Consider the following 18,392-nt stretch of genomic DNA (forward strand, 5'->3'; position numbering starts at 1 on the left):
ATTATGGCTACGAAAGGAATTGTAAAAGGAATCGTTTCCAACCTTGTTACCGTAGAGGTGGATGGACCGGTTTCTCAGAATGAGATCTGTTACATTTCCGTAGGAGGCGTGAAGCTGATGGCGGAAGTTATTAAGGTAATAGGTAAGAATGCTTTTGTACAGGTATTTGAGAGCACTCGCGGTATGCGGGTGGGCGACGAAGCCGAGTTTGAAGGACATATGTTGGAGGTGACATTGGGACCGGGTATGTTGTCACGCAACTACGATGGTTTGCAAAACGACCTCGACAAGATGGAAGGCGTTTTCCTCAGACGTGGAGAATATACTTTCCCGTTGGACAATGATAAGTTGTGGGATTTCAAGCCTCTTGCCAAAGTGGGCGACAAGGTGGCCGCCGGTGACTGGCTGGGTGAAGTGGACGAAAACTTCCAGCCTCATAAGATCATGGTCCCCTTTACCTTTAAGGGCGAATATACGATCAAGAGCCTGAAAGAAGCAGGACAATATACCATCAACGAGGTGATAGCCGTTCTGACGGACGAAGCCGGTAAAGATGTGGAGGTAACGATGATACAACGCTGGCCGGTAAAACGTGCCATCACCTGTTATAAAGAAAAACCGCGTCCTTACAAGTTGCTCGAAACGGGTGTCCGTACGATCGATACGGTAAACCCGATCGTGGAAGGCGGTACGGGATTTATCCCCGGCCCGTTCGGAACCGGAAAGACCGTGCTTCAGCACGCCATCTCCAAACAGGCGGAGGCCGATATCGTGATCATTGCCGCCTGTGGTGAACGTGCGAACGAGGTGGTGGAAATCTTTACCGAGTTCCCCGAACTGGTCGACCCTCATACAGGCCGTAAGCTGATGGAGCGTACCATCATTATCGCCAATACGTCAAACATGCCTGTGGCCGCCCGTGAAGCATCCGTGTACACGGCCATGACAATCGCCGAATATTACCGGAGCATGGGATTGAAGGTGCTTTTGATGGCCGACTCGACTTCCCGTTGGGCACAGGCCTTGCGTGAAATGTCGAACCGTCTGGAAGAACTTCCCGGACCGGATGCCTTCCCGATGGACTTGTCCGCAATCGTGGCTAACTTCTATGCACGTGCCGGCTATGTACATTTAAATAATGGTGAAACAGGTTCCGTAACCTTTATCGGTACGGTATCGCCTGCCGGTGGTAACCTGAAAGAACCTGTGACGGAGAATACGAAGAAGGTGGCTCGTTGTTTCTATGCATTGGAGCAGGAACGTGCCGACCGTAAACGTTATCCGGCCGTAAACCCGATCGATAGTTATTCCAAATATCTGGAATATCCCGAATTCCAGGAATATATTGCGGGGCATATCTCTCCGGCCTGGATCGATAAGGTGAACGAGATCAAAACCCGTATGTTGCGCGGTAAGGAAATTTCCGAACAGATCAACATCCTCGGTGATGACGGTGTACCTGTGGAATATCATGTGATTTTCTGGAAATCGGAATTGATCGACTTCGTGATCCTGCAACAGGATGCGTTCGATCCGATCGATGCGGTAACCCCTCTCGCGCGTCAGGAGTTCATGCTGGACAAGGTGGTGAAGATTTGCCATACCGAGTTCAAGTTCGATACTTTCCTCGAAGTAATGGAATACTTTAAGAAGATGATCAACATCTTTAAGCAAATGAACTATTCCGAGTATGAGAGCGAACAGTTCAAGAAGTTTAACGACCAACTTGACGCACTCCTCGAAGAGAACGTAGGCAATTAAAAAAACGAAGTTTTTTATGAAAGCATTTCAAAAGATATATACAAAGATTACCCAGATTACAAAAGCTACCTGTTCGCTGAAAGCAACGGGAGTAGGGTATGACGAGCTGGCTTCTGTCGACGGCAAGTTGGCTCAGGTGGTAAAGATTATCGGCGACGAAGTGACCTTGCAGGTTTTCTCCGGTACGGAAGGCATCCGTACGAATGCCGAAGTCGTATTCATGGGGAAGGCTCCTTCCTTGAAGGTGGGTGACCAGTTGGCCGGCCGTTTCTTCAATGCGTATGGTGATCCGATCGATGGCGGCCCTGTTCCTGAAGGTAAAGATGTGGAGATCGGTGGCCCGTCCGTGAACCCGGTGCGCCGCCAGCAACCTTCCGAGTTGATCGCTACGGGTATTGCCGGCATCGACTTGAATAATACGCTGGTAACCGGACAGAAGATCCCGTTCTTCGCCGATCCCGACCAGCCGTTCAACCAGGTAATGGCGATGGTAGCCTTACGTGCCCAGTCTGATAAGATTATCCTGGGCGGTATGGGTATGACGAATGACGATTACCTGTTTTTTAAGAATACGTTTAGCAATGCCGGTGCGCTGGATCGTATCGTCAGCTTTATCAATACGACGGAAGACCCGTCCGTGGAACGTATTCTGATCCCTGATATGGCCTTGTGTGCGGCTGAATATTTTGCCGTGCAGAAAAACGAAAAAGTATTGGTGCTTTTGACTGACATGACCAACTATGCGGATGCTTTGGCAATCGTGTCCAACCGTATGGACCAGATCCCGTCGAAGGACTCCATGCCGGGTTCCTTGTATTCGGATTTGGCTAAGATTTACGAGAAAGCCGTTCAGTTCCCTGCCGGCGGTTCGATCACGATTATTGCCGTGACAACTTTGTCTGGTGGCGATATTACACATGCCGTACCTGATAATACGGGTTATATCACCGAAGGTCAGTTGTACCTGCGTAAGGATAGTGATGTCGGCAAGGTAATTGTCGATCCGTTCCGAAGCCTGTCCCGTCTGAAGCAGTTGGTAACCGGAAAGAAGACACGCGAAGACCATCCGCAGGTGATGAATGCCGCCGTCCGTCTGTATGCCGATGCCGCCAATGCGAAGACAAAGATGGAGAACGGTTTCGACCTGACAGACTACGACAACCGTACGTTGGCTTTCGCAAAGGATTATTCCGAAAAGCTGCTGGCTATCGATGTCAACCTCGATACGACCGAAATGCTCGATGTGGCATGGGGCTTGTTCGGCGAGTATTTCGAACCTGCCGAAGTGAATATCAAACAGGCGTTGGTCGATAAGTACTGGAAGAAATAAAAGATTTATGATTTATAATTTATGATTTATTATCGACTCATAAATCATAAATCATAGATCATCGACTCATAAATGTTTAGAAAATGGCAATAAAGTTTCAATATAATAAAACCTCTCTTCAGCAACTGGAAAAGCAACTGAAGATGCGTGAGCGCTCCCTGCCGACGATCAAGAGCAAGGAAAGCGCCCTGCGTCTTGAAGTGAAGCGGACCAAAGATGAAGTGACGAAATTGGAACTTCAGCTTGAACAGGAGATACAGAGTTACGAAAATATGGTGGCTTTGTGGAACGAGTTCAATCCCGAACTGATTGCGGTCAAGGATGTGTCTCTTTCCACCAAAAAAATAGCCGGTGTGGTGATCCCTGTGTTGGACGAGATCGAATTCGAGATCGGCCGTTACAGCCTGTTCAATGCCCCTGCCTGGTTTACCGACGGTATCGAATTGCTGAAAAAGTTGGCACGTACCGGTATCGAAGCCGAGTTTTCGGGTATGAAGCTGGAGTTGTTGGAGCATGCGCGGAAGAAGACCACTCAGAAAGTGAACCTTTTTGAGAAGGTGCAGATTCCGGGTTATAAAGATGCGATCCGCAAAGTGAAACGATTCATGGAAGACGAGGAAAGTCTATCCAAGTCATCACAAAAGATCATGCGGTCTAATCAGGAAAAGCGTAAAGCGAAAGAAGAAAAAGAGGAGGCTGAAGTATGATAGTAAAGATGAGCAAATATGCCTTTATGGTATATCATAGAGAATATGATGCATTCCTCACCACTCTCCGCGAACTGGGTGTTGTGCATGTGAAGGAAACGAATTCGATTCTGGATAATGCGGAATTACAGGCTTTGTTGGCCGAACGGAAACAGGTGGACACGGCTATCCGCTATTGCAAGAGCCTGAACTCCCAAACGAAAGGAGTGGCTCTCGCTCCGGCACGTGAACTGACGAAGGCCGAAGGGCTGAAGCTGGTAGGCAAGCTCGAAGAAATGCAGGAAAAGCAGGTCCAGTTGCAAGCGGCAAAAGCCTCGTTGGAAAAGGATATCGCTTATATGGATATCTGGGGTGAGTTCAGCTATGCAAATATAAGGCGGTTGAAAAAGGCCGGCTTCGACGTGACGTTCTTTAGTTGTCCGACTTCCAAATACGAACCGAAATGGGGAGAAGAGTATAATGCTTTTTTAGTCAATAATTTCCAGTCGGTTACTTATTTCGTGACGGTCACCAAGACGGGAACGCCGATCGATATCGATGCCGAACGTCCGAAAATGCCTGACCGGGGATTGGCGAAACTTCATCTTGCTATGGAGCAATTGCTGGATAATATCAAGGCATTGAACAATCAGTTGAAGGAGTATGCGGCCGGGCAATACAATACATTGCTCGAGTTGGAAAAGAATATCCAAAACGAATTCAACCTTTCCAATACATTGGTGCAGACGGATCGCGAGGCAGGCGACAAGTTGATGATCTTGGAAGGCTTCGTCCCGACTGAAGATGCTCCGGCAATGGAAGAATCCCTCGGAAAAGACGGCTACTATTTCCAGCCGTTGGAGATTGAAGAGGGCGACAAAGTGCCTATCAAACTTCGCAATAACAAGTTCAGTAAGCTTTACGAGCCGATCACGAAGATGTTCTCGCTTCCGAACTATGCGGAGTTCGACCCGACACCCCTGTTCGCCCCGTTCTTCATGCTCTTCTTCGGGCTTTGTTTCGGAGACGGTGGCTACGGGTTGCTGGTGATTCTCGTATGTACATTCCTGAAACGGAAAGTGAATCCGGATTTCAAACCCTATTTGACATTATTCCAGTATCTGGGTTTGGCGGCTCTGATTGTCGGCTCTTGCACGGGATCGTTCTTTGGCATTTCGTTGGTAGACGTTCCGGCTTTCTCGAAGGTGAAAGACTACTTTGTGAGTAGTGATAACCTGATGACCTTCTCTATCGTCATCGGTTTGGTACAGATCATATTCGGAAAGACGGTAGCCGCCTTCAAGATGAAAGCGCAGAAAGGGATCAAGCATAGTATCGCTCCTTTCGCCTGGGTATTCGTTATCACCTCCTTAGCCCTGGCATTCGGATTGCCGATGCTGAATCTGCAACTTCCGGAAATCGTCAAGACGGTCTTTATCGGTATTGCTATTGCCGGCTTGGTGGTGGCCTACCTCTACAATTCGCCGGGAAAGAATATCTTCCTCAATTTCGGGACAGGGCTTTGGAATACCTATAATATGGCATCCGGGTTGTTAGGAGATACTTTGTCGTATATCCGCCTGTTTGCGATCGGTTTGACGGGAGCTATCCTGGGGGGCGTGTTCAACCAGTTGGCCGTCGATATGACGGAAGGGATGAATATCGTATTGCGTGCGGTGTGCATGTTGCTGATCCTGTTGATCGGCCATTCGATCAACATCGGGCTTTGTACGATCAGTTCGCTTGTCCATCCGCTTCGTCTGATTTTCGTCGAGTATTATAAGAATGCCGAGTTTGAAGGGGGCGGAAAAGAATACACGCCGTTCAAAAAGGCTTAGCAAAAAAGGGGAGGAAAGCTTCCCTGTAAAAAGTAAATTAAATAATAACAAAAGAATAAATTAAAACAATTTTCATTATGGAACCAATTTTATTAGCTTACATTGGAATCGCGTTGATGACAGGTCTGACTTTCATCGGAAGTAGTTATGGTGTGACGATTGCGGGTAACGCCGTTGTCGGAGCAATGAAGAAAAATCCGGATGCGCTGGGTACGTATATCGCATTGAGCGCCTTGCCTTCTTCACAAGGTTTGTACGGATTCGTAGGTTATTTCATGATGCAGAAATTCCTGGTCGATAGCATTACGATGTTGAACGCAACCGCTATCTTCGGTGCAGGTCTGGTGTTAGGTTTTGCCGGTCTGTTCTCTTCTATCCGTCAGGCAGAAGTTTGTGCAAATGGTATTGCTGGTGTTGGAGCCGGTCACAATGTGTTCGGCGCTACTATGGTGATGGCCGTATTCCCAGAATTGTATGCAATCCTGGCTTTGCTGGTTGTTATCCTGATCGGTGGAACTCTTCCGGTATAATTAAATAAACAAACGAAAGAGGCTGTATATAATGTCAATACTTTATATGCAGCCTTTTTATTTATGTAATCGTTCAAGGTTAAATCATCATTTATCTTCGACGAATAATAACTTATATATAAAAAACAACGTCAAATGAAAAAACAACTACTCTTGGTGATGCTTTGTGCCGGGATGTTCTGCGGTACGGAAGCTCAGGGGCAGGAGACGGAGCGCCTGTCCGGATATGTTCAGGCCGAACGTTTCACGAAAGAGAAACTGAACACGATGCTGTTCTCCACATCCGTTGATCCTCACTGGTTCCAAAAAGGTAATAATTTCTGGTATGAATATAAGACCAGCAACGGCAAATTCTGGTATGTCGTCGATCCGGTGGCAAAGACGAAACGTCCGCTTTTCGACCTCGACGATATTGCCGCACAGATAACCGAGATCGTCAAAGATCCGTTCACCGCCCAGCAACTCCCCATCCAGAAGCTCGAAGCAGGGGAGGATGGACGTACATTCACTTTCCAGATCACTTCCTCGCAAGATGCTAAAAAGGACAGTACCGACAAGGATAAAGGGCCGAAGAAAGAAATCTTCTTTTTCTCGTACGACTATCCCACACGTAAGCTGACCTGGCTTGAAGACAAGAAGAAAGAAACGGAATATCCCGATTGGGCCTCTTTCTCGCCCGACGGCAAAACGGTCGTGTATGCAAAAGACCTGAATCTCTACCGTATGTCCCGCGAGGACTACGAGAAGTTGAAGAAAGACGATAAGGATAGTACGGTTACGGACATACAACTCACAACTTTCGGCGTGAAGGATTTCGGTTTTGGCCAGCCCTATAGCTTGCTGAATACCGACACATTATGCAACGGCAAGCGTAAAGGCGTCTGGGGCATTGTCTGGTCGCCCGACTCACGTTATTTCGCCGTGACGGTCAGTGACGAGCGTGCCGTGAAAGACCTCTGGGTAATCAACTCGATGGCTTCGCCCCGCCCGACGCTGGAAAGCTACAAATACCAGATGCCCGGCGAGAAGGAAGCGCCCGTCGAGCACCTGTACCTGTTCGATATGAACGACAATAGCCATAAGGAAATCCGGACGTCCGCATTCAAAGACCAGACATTGCGCCTGGCACATAAGCCGTGGATGCAGAAAGACCGTGACCGGAAAGAGGTGGCGAGCGTTTGGTTGGGTGACAATAACCGCTTCTTCGTCACCCGTTCGAGCCGCGACCTGCACCGCATCGACATCTGTTCGTATACGGTCGGCCAGGATTCGATCCGCCCGATTATCGAAGAACGCATGAATACGTATCAGGAAGTCCGCCCGCTGGCGGCCGTTGGTAATGGCAAGGAGCTGATCCAGTGGAGCGAACGCGACGGCTGGGCGCACCTCTACCTCTATGACGGCGAGGGCAACCTGAAGAACCGCATCACCCGCGGCCCCTGGCATGTAGACCAGATCGTAAAAGTGGACGAAGCCAAACGCCTCGTTTACTTCTTAGCTAACGGGAAAGATAAAGATGAAAATCCCTACTACGAACACCTGTATCGCGTGGGCCTCGATGGTAGCGGCCTGCAACAGGTCACTCCGGGCGATTACTTCCACATGGCAAGGATAGATGATGATGCCGCTTTCGTGGTCAACAACTATTCGCGCGTGAACACCATCCCGCGCACGGATCTGATGGACGCGAGCGGCCGGAAGCTGATGACACTCGAAGAAAGCGACTTCTCGCAGCTCTTAGCCGCCGGTTACCAGTTTCCCGAACCTTTCAAGGTGAAGGCGGCGGATGGTGTGACGGATCTCTACGGCGTGATGTATAAACCGTTCAACTTCGATTCGACAGCCTTGTATCCGATCATCGATTATGTATATCCGGGCCCGCAGGTCGAAGCCACCGTTTATCCGTTCAGCCGTATGAGTGTGCGCACGGATCGTCTGGCACAGGCCGGTTTCGTCGTGATCACGGTCGGGAACCGGGGCGGACATCCGAGCCGTTCGAAATGGTATCATAACTTTGGCTACGGCAACTTGCGCGATTACGGGTTGGCGGACCAGAAGGCGGCTATCGAGCAATTGGCCAACCGCTATCCGTTCATCGACATCAACCGTGTCGGCATCCACGGCCATTCGGGTGGCGGGTTCATGTCTACGGCTGCCATCCTGCAATATCCCGACTTTTTCAAGGTCGCCGTTTCGTGTGCCGGAAACCATGATAACCGCATCTACAACCGGTGGTGGAGCGAAACGCATCACGGCGTGAAGGAAGTGGTCAGCGCAAAGGGCGATACGACTTTCGTCTACAACATCAAGACGAACGAAGAGATCGCTCCGCGCCTGAAGGGGCATCTGATGCTCGTACACGGCGACATCGACAACAACGTTCATCCGGGCAATACCCTGCGCGTGGCAGATGCCCTGATCCGTGCCGGCAAACGCTTCGACATGCTGCTTTTGCCGCAACAACGCCACGGCTTCGGCGATATGGACGAATATTTTTACTGGCGTATGGTCGACTACTTCTCCCGCAACTTGCTGGGCGAACAGGAAACATCGGTGGATATTCCGAAACGATAATCGTTTTTTAATAATAATAAGAGAGTGCGTAAGATTCAGTATTTTTCCGAACCTTATGCACTCTCTTATTATATGTAATTTTATTTTCCTGTATTCAATTTTTGAATCAGAGTTTCACTGGCCTTGAATTTTACCGACGTGCGGGCACGTATCTTACATTCTTCGCCTGTACGGAGATTACGTCCCGGACGTTCTGTCTGGTAATGAGGCATCAGTTTGCCAAAGTAATGAATGTTCACTCCTTCACCTTCTGAAAGTTTTTCGGTTATCAGTTCGATATATGAATTCAGAAATTTCTTTGCGGCGACGTCCGTACATTCCATCCGTTGTGCCAGTTCCTTAATCAGAGTTCTTTTTGTAGTCATATAATAGTTCGTTTTATTGTTATTGTTTTTCTACCCTGTCCCCGGGTGGATTTGTCTAAGATGAAAAAGCGCGGGACTTTTGCTTTAATACTATCGCTAATCCTGATTAGTATAAACATAGCCCACGCTTAACAGATACGATAAAACGTTAGGAACTGATTGTTTAGTTACTTCTCCCGGATGGCTTGAAATTGTCTAGATTTCTACTTAGGGATAATACTAAAATCGCTTATTATGGAAAATATTGTCTTATTAATTCATAGGCATTTCTATTAGATTGTCCGGTAGTCCTCCGAAATCGGGCGTTATTATAAAATAAAAAAGCGTGAGGACTGTTGTTCGGACTTAAGTAGAGGTTCTAGACAACCCGCCATGCAGTACTATACAACAGTTTGCTCACGCCCTTATGCTATATACTATACGTAGGTATATAATCAAAACATGAGCATTTTTGTTTATAATCCTTCTATGGCTTGAAATTGTCTAGATTTCTACTTAAGGATAAACGAAAACGCTTTATATAAATCACAAAATAATGTTTCCTTGACGCTTCAAGGTACAATTGTCACGACAAAGATAGAAAACATCTATGAAAAACCCGATTCATTTCATTAAAAAAGCTCATCTTTCTTTACAGGTTTCGAGAATTTTATAAGGGCGTGAATTTATAATTTCCAATTCTCTATAGCAAATAATAATGTCTAGATTTCTACTTCGATGAATTGTTTTTACCTCTATACCTGATCACTTTTTCAACGAGATGCTCGGGATTTGTGACTGAAAGATACAATTTTGCATTTAATAACCAAGTGCTGTTTTAATTTGTTTACGAATCCGGCGGTGGAAAAGAAATACGAAAAAATCCGCTTCTTAACTTAAAAAGGTCCGGGAATGAGGGAATACACGGGATGGCGGTTGTGGTGGCGGGAAACAGGTGTATAGTGGGAGCGGGATGCTTTTGTTTGTAAAAGTTTTACTTGATTATTATGGAGAATTAGAATATTACTTTCGCGTCTTTGGTGGTGTGACAGGGGGAGGAAGAGGGAGGCTTTCGGATGATATTCCGTAGATGGATGGGTTTGCTGAAAGAGACTAAACGGATAAGAAAAAAAAGAATGGGTCGGGTGTATTAAAAAATGTTATCATTGAATATTTTAATAATTCTTATCATGAAATAATTATATGGAGGTCTCCAAAAAGATGAAAATAAGCGCAGATCGACGTTGATTATAATGGTAATTCGCATCTGCCCACGCTTGTATTTGCGATTTGGTTGGGGACGTCGAGGGCTTAAACGTTTAGTTCGCCCGGACGTTTTTCTGCTGCTTTACTTGAAATCGGTTTGAAAAAACGTTCCATGAAGATTTTATATTTCTGGTTTTTAATGTTTTAAAGGTGTGAAAGCGTCGTGCTTTTGCATTTTTAGAGTTTTCAAGCTCCAGTTTCACTAAAAAAAATAGTTCATAAACTAATTAGGGCAACCGCACCAAATCCAGCAGTAACAATTTTTTATTTCTATGGAGAGAAAAACCCGTTTTTGTCCCGAATAATTCTTTCTTAAGTGCCTGCTAATTCTGTAATCGGTGTCAGTGACTTTATAATCAGTGGTTGTGATTATATAATTGCTGGCACTGATTTTATAATCACTGGCACTGATTACAGAATTGATAGGCACTCTGATGTTTTTATGCCTATGTAGATAAGTTTTCTTGTAGAGGGGATAGTTTATTCCTTATATTATGTAGTCCATAAGATCGTATTGCTTAAAAATGAATTTGGTTCGGTCGCCCTGTAAACTAATTGGAATAGTTTGTAAACTAAAATTTTTAGTTACATTTGTTCCGAACAAATAAAATACCATGAAACGACTGACTGCAAGAGAAGAAGAAATCATGGGCTATTTCTGGACGAAAGGCCCATTGTTCGTCAAGCAACTGCTCGAGTTTTACGACGAGCCGAGGCCCCATTTCAATACCCTTTCCACGATCGTGCGCGGATTGGAGGATAAAGGTTTCCTGGCGCATAATACGTTTGGCAATACCTACCAGTACTACGCCGCCGTGACGGAAGCCGACTATAGCCGGGGCACGTTGAAGAACGTCATCGCCAAATATTTCAACAACTCCTACCTCGGCGTCATCTCTTCGCTGGTGAAGGAGGAGGAGATTTCGGTGGATGAACTGAGAGAACTCATTGATTCAATAGACAAGGGGGATATGTCAAAACCTCCTTGCCCTCGTGCTTGACTCCTTTATTTATTCTTAATTATTCACTATTAATTTTTTTAGACGTGGGAATATTTTTAGTCTTCATAATGAAATCCACTTGCTGCTTAGCAGTGTTCTACCTGTTTTACCGGCTGCTTTTGAGCCGGGACACGTTTCACCGTTTCAACCGGATGGCGCTGCTTAGCGTGATCGCTTTTTCCATTGCGATTCCTTTTATACGGCTTGTGGCGGATGAGCCGGCCGTCGTGCAGCGTACGGTGTTGGACATCGAACGGCTGTTGCAAATGGCCGGGACGCCTGCACAGGAGGAGGCGGGTGAGTTGCCGTTCTGGCTGGCGGCCCTGTTTATGGTCTATGCCGGCGGATGCCTCTTTTTCGCGGGCCGGTTCCTCTATTCCGTCTGGCATATCGTCCGCCTGATCCGTTCGGGTGAGGTGGCCGTACTCGGGAACGGGGCGCGGCTTGTCGTGACCGACCGCACGGTCCCGCCGTTCAGCTGGATGAAATATATCGTTATCTCCCGTATCGATATGGAGGAGAGCGGAGCGGAAATCCTGGCGCATGAACAGGCGCATATCAGGGCCTGCCATTCACTGGATATGTGGCTCGCCGGATGCTGCGTCATCCTGCATTGGTTCAATCCTGCCGCCTGGCTGCTGAAACAGGAGTTGCAGAACGTACACGAGTACGAGGCGGACGAGAGCGTGATCGCGCATGGTGTCGACGCAAAGCACTATCAATTGTTATTAATAAAGAAAGCGGTCGGCGCACAGCGTTTTACCTCTATGGCCAACAGCTTCAACCACAGTAAACTTAAAAAACGAATTACTATGATGTTAAAACAGAAATCAAATCCCTGGGCACGCCTGAAGTACCTATACGTACTTCCGCTCGCAGCCGTTACGGTTGCCGCTTTCGCCCGTCCTGAAATCTCCAGCCGGTTGGAAAGAATCTCCGATGTGGAGCTTGCCGAAGTCCTTACGTCCCGACAAGACAAAAAAAAGATGTCGCAGGCGCAAAAAGAAGAGGCCGCCAAAAAGCTGAAACAGGAGTCCGAACAATTGAAGCAAGAGTCTGTACAGATTAAACAGAAATCCGAACAAATGAAACGGGAATCCAAACAAATGAAACGAGATTCCGAACAGCTGAAGCAAGAAGCAAAAGCGATGAAAGAGGTGGCTCGCAAAGAAAAAACGCAAATCGAGATGACGGTCAACCAGGAGCCTCGCGAGGATGTTGTCGTTATCGGCTACGGCTCGATGGAGCAGCAGGATGGAAAGGTGTTTGACATAATAAAAAAAGACACGCTCCTTTTGCGCCCTTTGGAATTTAAATCGAATATGCGTCCTGCCGGAGGTGCCCTGTATGCCAAGCCGGACCCGCTTGTTATAGTCGATGGTGTCGAATATACGGGAACCTTAGATAAAATCGATGCCAACAAAATCGAATCGATGAGTATCTTGAAAGACGAGAGGGCCCAAGAAATGTATGGAAGTAAAGCGGCCGGAGGTGTGATCCTGATCACGACAAAGCGAATGTCAATAAAATAAAGAAGAAAATGAAGAATCGTGGATTTCAGTTTATGGCAGCGGCATGTCTTTTTCTTGCCGCTTGTAGCGGAGGCGAGACGGAGGTGGCAAAACTCGATGTGATCCCTTTGGGGGAAGCTTTCGACAATCAGACGGAGTTGAAGACTTCCGACTGTTTCAAGAAAATACGTTATGTCGCATTGGAAACGACAGATAGTTGCTTAGTGGGACAGGGAGCCTATGCTGCCGTCTTGAATGACTGGATTGTGGTAACTTCCGGGCGGGACCGTTGTCAGTTGTTCGACAAAAAGACGGGCCGTTTTATCCGTTCGATAGGCCATGTGGGCGAAGATCCCGAAGGATATTCGACTGTGCATGGGGGATGGCAGAACCCGTATACCGGCAAATTGAACTTTGCGGGTTGGAAGAATAAAATCGTTGTTTACGGGGCGGACGGCAAATTCGACCATATCTGGACTCCAGCCATCCCAGCCGGACAGTTCCCGGCAATGGCAGCGTTTGATTATCTGGATGCAGATCTTATCGCCGGCTATTATTCTGCTACCGACAGCCTGCCTGCACGTATCGCGTTGTTCCGTGGCGATGAAATTGTCCGCGTGGAATCACTGCTGACGGAGCAGAAAGGGGAAGGGGTGATCACTCCGAACGATATTGCTTCCATCTCGGTCTTGAAAGATGGGGGAGACGGTTTGGTGATTATGAAATATAAGGATGACAAGTCGGCCGTTTATTCGCTTGGCAACAGTTGCTTCTGGCATACAGGCAAAGACCTTTATTTTCGCCAGTCCTACAACGACACGATCTATCAGGTATCGGCCGTGAAGGAGTTGCAACCTGCGCGCGTGCTGGATTTAGGTGCTCATCGCTGGCCCTACAGCGAGCGTTTCGAGGATAAGAAGGATGCCATTTACCCGACAAAATTCATGGAAAGCGAAGATGTGATCTTCTTCTGTTTTATAACGAATGTCTATAACGACAAACAGAAGACCTATAATGCCCTCTATCGTAAAGCGGACGGAACCGTCAAAGTCAGTCCCCTCGACAACAAGATAACCGACGATCTGAACGGTTTCCTTCCCTTACAACCCATCTCTGTCTCCGCCTCCGGCGAATTTGCCGCCCTTCTCCCTTCCGAAGAGGTCGTAACCTGGTTCGAAGATAACACCGACAACACTGATATCCCTGCCGGAGTGGCTGCCTTGAAGAAGGTCGGGGAGGAGGATAATCCGGTGGTGGTTATCATGGAGTAGTTACTTTTGGCTTGATCCAAAAGTAACCAAAAGATCAAGGCTTAACCGTCCGGTCTACTCCGGGCAAAGGTTCCGCTGTCGCCTGCGAAACTCGCTTCGCTCAGACAGCGCAGGCTCCGGACGCTCCACCTTTATCCTCCGCTTAACGACCGTCCGCTTAGGCCTTTCCGAGAAAGCTGCGCTTTCTCTTGGGATTGCCGACACCGACAGTTCTTTTGCGGCCCCGTGTGGGGCACGGGGACAAGTCTGTTCCCGCACTTGATGCGGGATCGCAGGAGAACTGCCGGTATCGGTAATCTCCAAAGAGCCGCCAGGCTCTATCTCCGGCCTAAGCTGGTGAGCGTTAAGCGCAGTGACCGGAGTGAGCGTCCGGAGCGTCTGCTGTTTGAGCGAAGCGAGTTTCAGACGCGACAGCGAACGAAGGGAACGGAGTAGCGAAGCAGGTTCGGCCTTGATCTTTTGGTTACTTTTAGATCAAGCCAAAAGTAACAATACTTTTCGTATCTTTATCCACTCAAAACAAATACAGTATTATGGAAAACTTTAAAGTCGGAATTATTGGAGCCGGGCATATTGCCCGCAAGATGGCGCATACGTTGCGCGATATGGAAGGAGTGGAATCGTATGCCGTCGCTTCCCGTAACTTGGAAAATGCCGAAGGGTTCGCCCATGAGTGGGGTTTTACACGGGCTTACGGATCGTACGAAGAACTGGCGGATGATCCCGAAGTGCAGCTGATTTATATCGCCACCCCGCATTCCCACCATTTTGAGCAGGCGCGGATGTGCCTTGAAAAAGGCAAACCGGTCTTATGCGAAAAAGCATTTACCGCCAATGCAGAGCAAGCGGAAGCGCTCATACGCCTGTCGAAAGAGAAACAGGTTTTCCTGACCGAGGCGATCTGGACACGTTATATGCCTTTCTCTGTAACGCTCCGTGACCTGGTCGACGGCGGGACGATCGGGCGTGTGATGATGCTGACAGCCAATATCGGCTATCCGATTGCCGAGAAGGAACGCATCGCCAAGCCGGAACTTTGCGGCGGCGCTTTGCTGGATATCGGCGTTTATCCGATCAACTTTGCAAGGATGATTTTCGGCTCGGAGATCACCGGGATCACTTCTGCTTGCGTAAAAGGGGAGACGGGAGTGGATTTGCAAAGCAGCATCACTTTCGTATATAGGAACCACCGGATGGCCGTTTTGCAAATGACCGCTTTCTGTGCGAATGACCGGCAGGGAGTTATTTCGGGGGATAAAGGATATATAATCGTCGACAATATCAATAACCCACAGCAAGCGGTCGTCTATTCGATCAATCATGAGGAAGTGGCTCGCTACACCTGCCCGCCGCAGATAACGGGCTTCGAATATCAGGTGCAGGCATCCATCGATGCGATTCGCGAGGGAAAGATTGAAACGCCCTATATGCCGCATGCGGAAACATTGCGTATTATGCGGTTGTTGGATGATCTGAGATCGGAATGGGGGGTGAGGTTTCCGATGGATGAATAATAGTGTAAGGAAAAGGCAGTGTGTCAAAATGCCCTTGTTCCCGCGCTTGACGCGGGATCACAAAAGGACAGACCTTATCAATCAGATTTTTATAGGGTCGGTTTTAATGCGACCCCGCGTCAAGCGCGGGGACAAGTACATTTCGACACACCTCCTTTTTATAAGATTTCGTGAATGCGAACTTCTGTTTGTCCTGCATTATGCAATTCCAGGGTCTTTACGCTTTCTAATGCTTCCTTTTTTAGCTTAATATAATTTGCCGGGCCGGAATAAAGCACTTGTTTCACTTTCCCTTTCAGCGGTGTGCCTTCCACCACAACTTGGCTGCAAGGGGAGCCGGACAGATACAGTTCGAGCGAACCGCTTTTGTTTTCCTTGTCAATCGTGATGCGTGAACCGGCAGCCAGCGTATGAACAGATTCCAGATTTTTGTCATACATCAGGCGGACAGGATCGATGGAGGTATCTTCCTTTGTTGTTACTGCAAATTCGTACAGATAGATTTGCATCTGTTTGTCCGTCGTGTTCCGCATACGGATATAGCGTGCTTCGGGAGCGATCTTTTCCAATTTGAAGCGAGCCTGGTCGGTTGGAATATCGGCGATGGGGGTCCACTGTTTGCCGTCGGCTGACCATTCAAATATCCGTCCGCTGTTTTCACTCTTCGGCAGACTGAAGTTGAAAGAGGTTGCCTCTTTTTGTAATTCCCAGGCGAGGCCGAAGGATTGTCCCGGCTCGATGCGCAGCACCTCGTTCAGGCGGTTGTAGCCGATCAGGTCTTTGCCTTCCTTCAACGGCTGGTATTTCAATTGTTCGATATCTGTCAGGATGGAAGCCTTGCTCATTTGTGCGGCTGCTGCATCTGTCCGGTCTGCGAACAACAGGTTGCGCCCAGCTTGTAAATAAATTTCCTGTACGAAAGGAGTCAGGACACGCGAGCCGACTTTCACACCTTTCTGGTACGGATTCTGGTTATAGGTCCGGTCGATCGTGCGCATGCTGTCGAGCAACGACGTGAGCGACAGGTAAGACTGCCAGGTAGTAGCGCGATCCTTGTTTCGGTCTGCCTCGGCGACAGCGAGAGCCGTCTGTCCTGCCTTTCCTAAGAGATGGAACTGCATCAGCCACGGTTTGATTTCGTCTATCAGCGCTTTGTTGCGGCATGTCCCGATGGCAGCCGGGGCGGCGGTGATTTCGGCGAATAATTGGTTCATGCGGTCGGAGGCTTCTGCGTTATAGCTTTGTTTGCGGAAGTCACTTAAGAAAGCATCCGCATCTCCGGCATAGCGGACAGATTCGTCGCGGCGGTAGCGGTGACCGTTAGGCCCCGGATCGCAGTTGTTCTCGCAGAATGTCCGGAAGGCTTCAGGTGCTTCCGGCAATACGTAACGGCAAGCTTCGGCGAAGTCGCTTTCGGGGTTGTAGGCTTCCATGTTCCAGGCATAATCGGCAACTCCGTAGAGGGCCACTTTGGAGGCTTCCGCCCGTTCCATCGGGTTGGCGACGAAACCGGACATGGCATGTATTGCATCCGGATCGAGCCCGTAGGCCGGTCCCATCAGCAGATGGTCGCGGCAATAGTCGCTCACGGGGAAATTCCACCAGACGTATGACGGGCGTTGGATGCGTTTGTTCACCCATTCCTGCCCTTCGAGTGTGATATCGTGGATCACGCTGTTGCCTGTCCACATCACATGGATCGCCGGGTCGAGCGTTTTACCGAGCACATCTAAGTAGTCGCTTCCCGCCCAGGCACGGTTGTATTCGGTCGGGCACATGATCAGCGGGCTGACGCCTTCTTTCTTCTCGATAAACTCCTTCTGCAGGAAGTTGAGCAGGTCGGCTTGCTTGTCCGCTTTGGCCCCTTCACCGGAGATATCGTCGAAGAAGACGGCGAAAGAGCGGACACCGAGGTCGTACATCATGCCGAACTTGTTCAGCACATTCATCCGGTCTTCATCCGTCCATTGGATGTCTAATCCCGGGTGGATCGCCCAGACGAAATCCACTTTGTTGGCGGCGGCTTCCTGCACGAGGTCTTTGATCTGTGCCGCTTCCTTCTCCGGATAAGGCTTGCGCCAGTTCGGGGAACTATGGTAGGGATCGTCCTTCGGCCCGTAGATATAGGTGTTCATCTTCATCTTGCCATAGAAACGGAGCTGTTCGATGCGGTCGGCATGGCTCCAGGGATCGCCGTAAAAACCTTCGACAGTGCCCCGGAAGGCGACGTCGGGATAGTCTTTGATGACGCCGAGCGGAAGTGTCGTGTTGCCTTGCCCGTCGGTTTCGGCCAACTGTTGCAGGGTTTGCGCTGCGTAGAACAAGCCGCGGCTATCGGAGGCTGCAATGTCGATTTCTTTTGGTGTGATGGATAAGATGTATGCGCCGGAGCGTTTCAGCTCGGGTGTCTTGTCTTCCATTAGTCTTATTTTGAGCGGTAGCGCTTCGGGGCTGTTGGTGATCGACAGGGCTTTCCCGATCAGCCGCATGGCATCTTCATCCGGGCTTTTCATACCGGAAAGGGCAAAGCCGTGAGGCGCTTTCAGCCGGTTGGTCGACAGTGTGACCTCCTGCGGCTGCGGATGAATGGCCGGCAAGGGGTTTTGTGCTTGCAGGGCACCCCCTAAAAGGAGGGCGGCGGTTAGATTTAGTAGTTTCATATTTGAGTTATTTAGGTGATTAATTAATGATTTATCTGTTACTTTTGGATCAAGCCAAAAGTAACCAAAAGATCAAGGCTTAACCGGCTGGGCTACTCCGGGCAAA

13 protein-coding genes are annotated in these 18,392 nt (G+C 48.7%); 10 read left to right on the top strand and 3 right to left on the bottom strand.

The window, feature by feature from the left end; genetic code table 11:
- Nucleotides 1-3 precede the first annotated feature (3 nt).
- The 6 genes from ACPYIV_RS04340 (at nucleotide 4) to ACPYIV_RS04365 (ending at nucleotide 8,719) form a co-directional block, all read left to right on the top strand.
- Nucleotides 4-1,761: a V-type ATP synthase subunit A gene (locus tag ACPYIV_RS04340; protein ID WP_293740275.1), complete on the top strand. Its 1,758-nt coding sequence runs from the start codon at nucleotides 4-6 to the stop codon at nucleotides 1,759-1,761.
- A 16-nt stretch (nucleotides 1,762-1,777) separates the two neighbouring features.
- Complete coding sequence (locus ACPYIV_RS04345; RefSeq protein WP_293734733.1) at nucleotides 1,778-3,091, top strand: V-type ATP synthase subunit B; 1,314 nt, start codon at nucleotides 1,778-1,780, stop codon at nucleotides 3,089-3,091.
- A gap of 83 nt (nucleotides 3,092-3,174) precedes the next feature.
- Nucleotides 3,175-3,798 carry a V-type ATP synthase subunit D gene (locus ACPYIV_RS04350; RefSeq protein WP_293734732.1) on the top strand — a complete coding sequence of 208 codons (624 nt, stop codon included), beginning with the start codon at nucleotides 3,175-3,177 and terminating at the stop codon, nucleotides 3,796-3,798.
- Nucleotides 3,795-5,615: a V-type ATP synthase subunit I gene (locus ACPYIV_RS04355; protein ID WP_293734731.1), complete on the top strand. Its 1,821-nt coding sequence runs from the start codon at nucleotides 3,795-3,797 to the stop codon at nucleotides 5,613-5,615. The genes ACPYIV_RS04350 and ACPYIV_RS04355 overlap by 4 nt, the downstream gene beginning before the upstream one ends.
- Nucleotides 5,616-5,692: 77 nt before the next feature.
- A complete protein-coding gene (locus ACPYIV_RS04360; protein WP_115501072.1) occupies nucleotides 5,693-6,145 on the top strand; it encodes an ATPase in 453 nt (150 codons plus the stop codon).
- Nucleotides 6,146-6,280: 135 nt separating this feature from the next.
- Nucleotides 6,281-8,719, top strand: coding sequence for a DPP IV N-terminal domain-containing protein (locus ACPYIV_RS04365; protein WP_425885732.1), 2,439 nt, complete (start codon nucleotides 6,281-6,283; stop codon nucleotides 8,717-8,719).
- Nucleotides 8,720-8,799: 80 nt separating this feature from the next.
- On the opposite strand, the gene ACPYIV_RS04370 is transcribed toward ACPYIV_RS04365, so the two are convergent.
- A complete protein-coding gene (locus tag ACPYIV_RS04370) occupies nucleotides 8,800-9,084 on the bottom strand; it encodes an HU family DNA-binding protein (RefSeq protein ID WP_293734729.1) in 285 nt (94 codons plus the stop codon).
- A gap of 1,859 nt (nucleotides 9,085-10,943) precedes the next feature.
- On the opposite strand from ACPYIV_RS04370, the gene ACPYIV_RS04375 reads away from it, so the two are divergent.
- Genes ACPYIV_RS04375 through ACPYIV_RS04385 form a run of 3 tightly spaced genes read left to right on the top strand, consistent with a single transcriptional unit; the run spans nucleotide 10,944 to nucleotide 14,112 of the window.
- Nucleotides 10,944-11,330 (top strand): BlaI/MecI/CopY family transcriptional regulator, encoded by a 387-nt coding sequence (locus tag ACPYIV_RS04375; protein WP_293739383.1) that lies wholly within the window; start codon nucleotides 10,944-10,946, stop codon nucleotides 11,328-11,330.
- 44 nt (nucleotides 11,331-11,374) lie between these two features.
- Entirely contained in the window at nucleotides 11,375-12,862 is a 1,488-nt protein-coding gene (locus ACPYIV_RS04380) for a M56 family metallopeptidase (protein ID WP_425885735.1), read from the top strand.
- Nucleotides 12,863-12,870: 8 nt separating this feature from the next.
- The gene (locus tag ACPYIV_RS04385) at nucleotides 12,871-14,112 is read left to right on the top strand and encodes a DUF4934 domain-containing protein (protein ID WP_425885737.1); all 1,242 of its coding nucleotides are present in this window, start codon (nucleotides 12,871-12,873) and stop codon (nucleotides 14,110-14,112) included.
- Nucleotides 14,113-14,166: 54 nt separating this feature from the next.
- On the opposite strand, the gene ACPYIV_RS04390 is transcribed toward ACPYIV_RS04385, so the two are convergent.
- The gene (locus tag ACPYIV_RS04390) at nucleotides 14,167-14,415 is read right to left on the bottom strand and encodes a hypothetical protein (RefSeq protein ID WP_425885739.1); all 249 of its coding nucleotides are present in this window, start codon (nucleotides 14,413-14,415) and stop codon (nucleotides 14,167-14,169) included.
- Nucleotides 14,416-14,645: 230 nt separating this feature from the next.
- Here ACPYIV_RS04390 and ACPYIV_RS04395 point away from each other — a divergent pair, with 230 nt between their 5' ends.
- Nucleotides 14,646-15,626 (top strand): Gfo/Idh/MocA family protein, encoded by a 981-nt coding sequence (locus ACPYIV_RS04395; RefSeq protein WP_293731634.1) that lies wholly within the window; start codon nucleotides 14,646-14,648, stop codon nucleotides 15,624-15,626.
- Nucleotides 15,627-15,784: 158 nt separating this feature from the next.
- Here the strand turns inward: ACPYIV_RS04395 and ACPYIV_RS04400 are convergent, their stop codons facing one another.
- A complete protein-coding gene (locus ACPYIV_RS04400) occupies nucleotides 15,785-18,286 on the bottom strand; it encodes a beta-N-acetylglucosaminidase domain-containing protein (protein ID WP_425885741.1) in 2,502 nt (833 codons plus the stop codon).
- Between the last annotated feature and the right edge of the window lie 106 nt (nucleotides 18,287-18,392).

This window comes from Parabacteroides vesiculifaciens, from assembly GCF_049860805.1.
Lineage (GTDB): Bacteria > Bacteroidota > Bacteroidia > Bacteroidales > Tannerellaceae > Parabacteroides.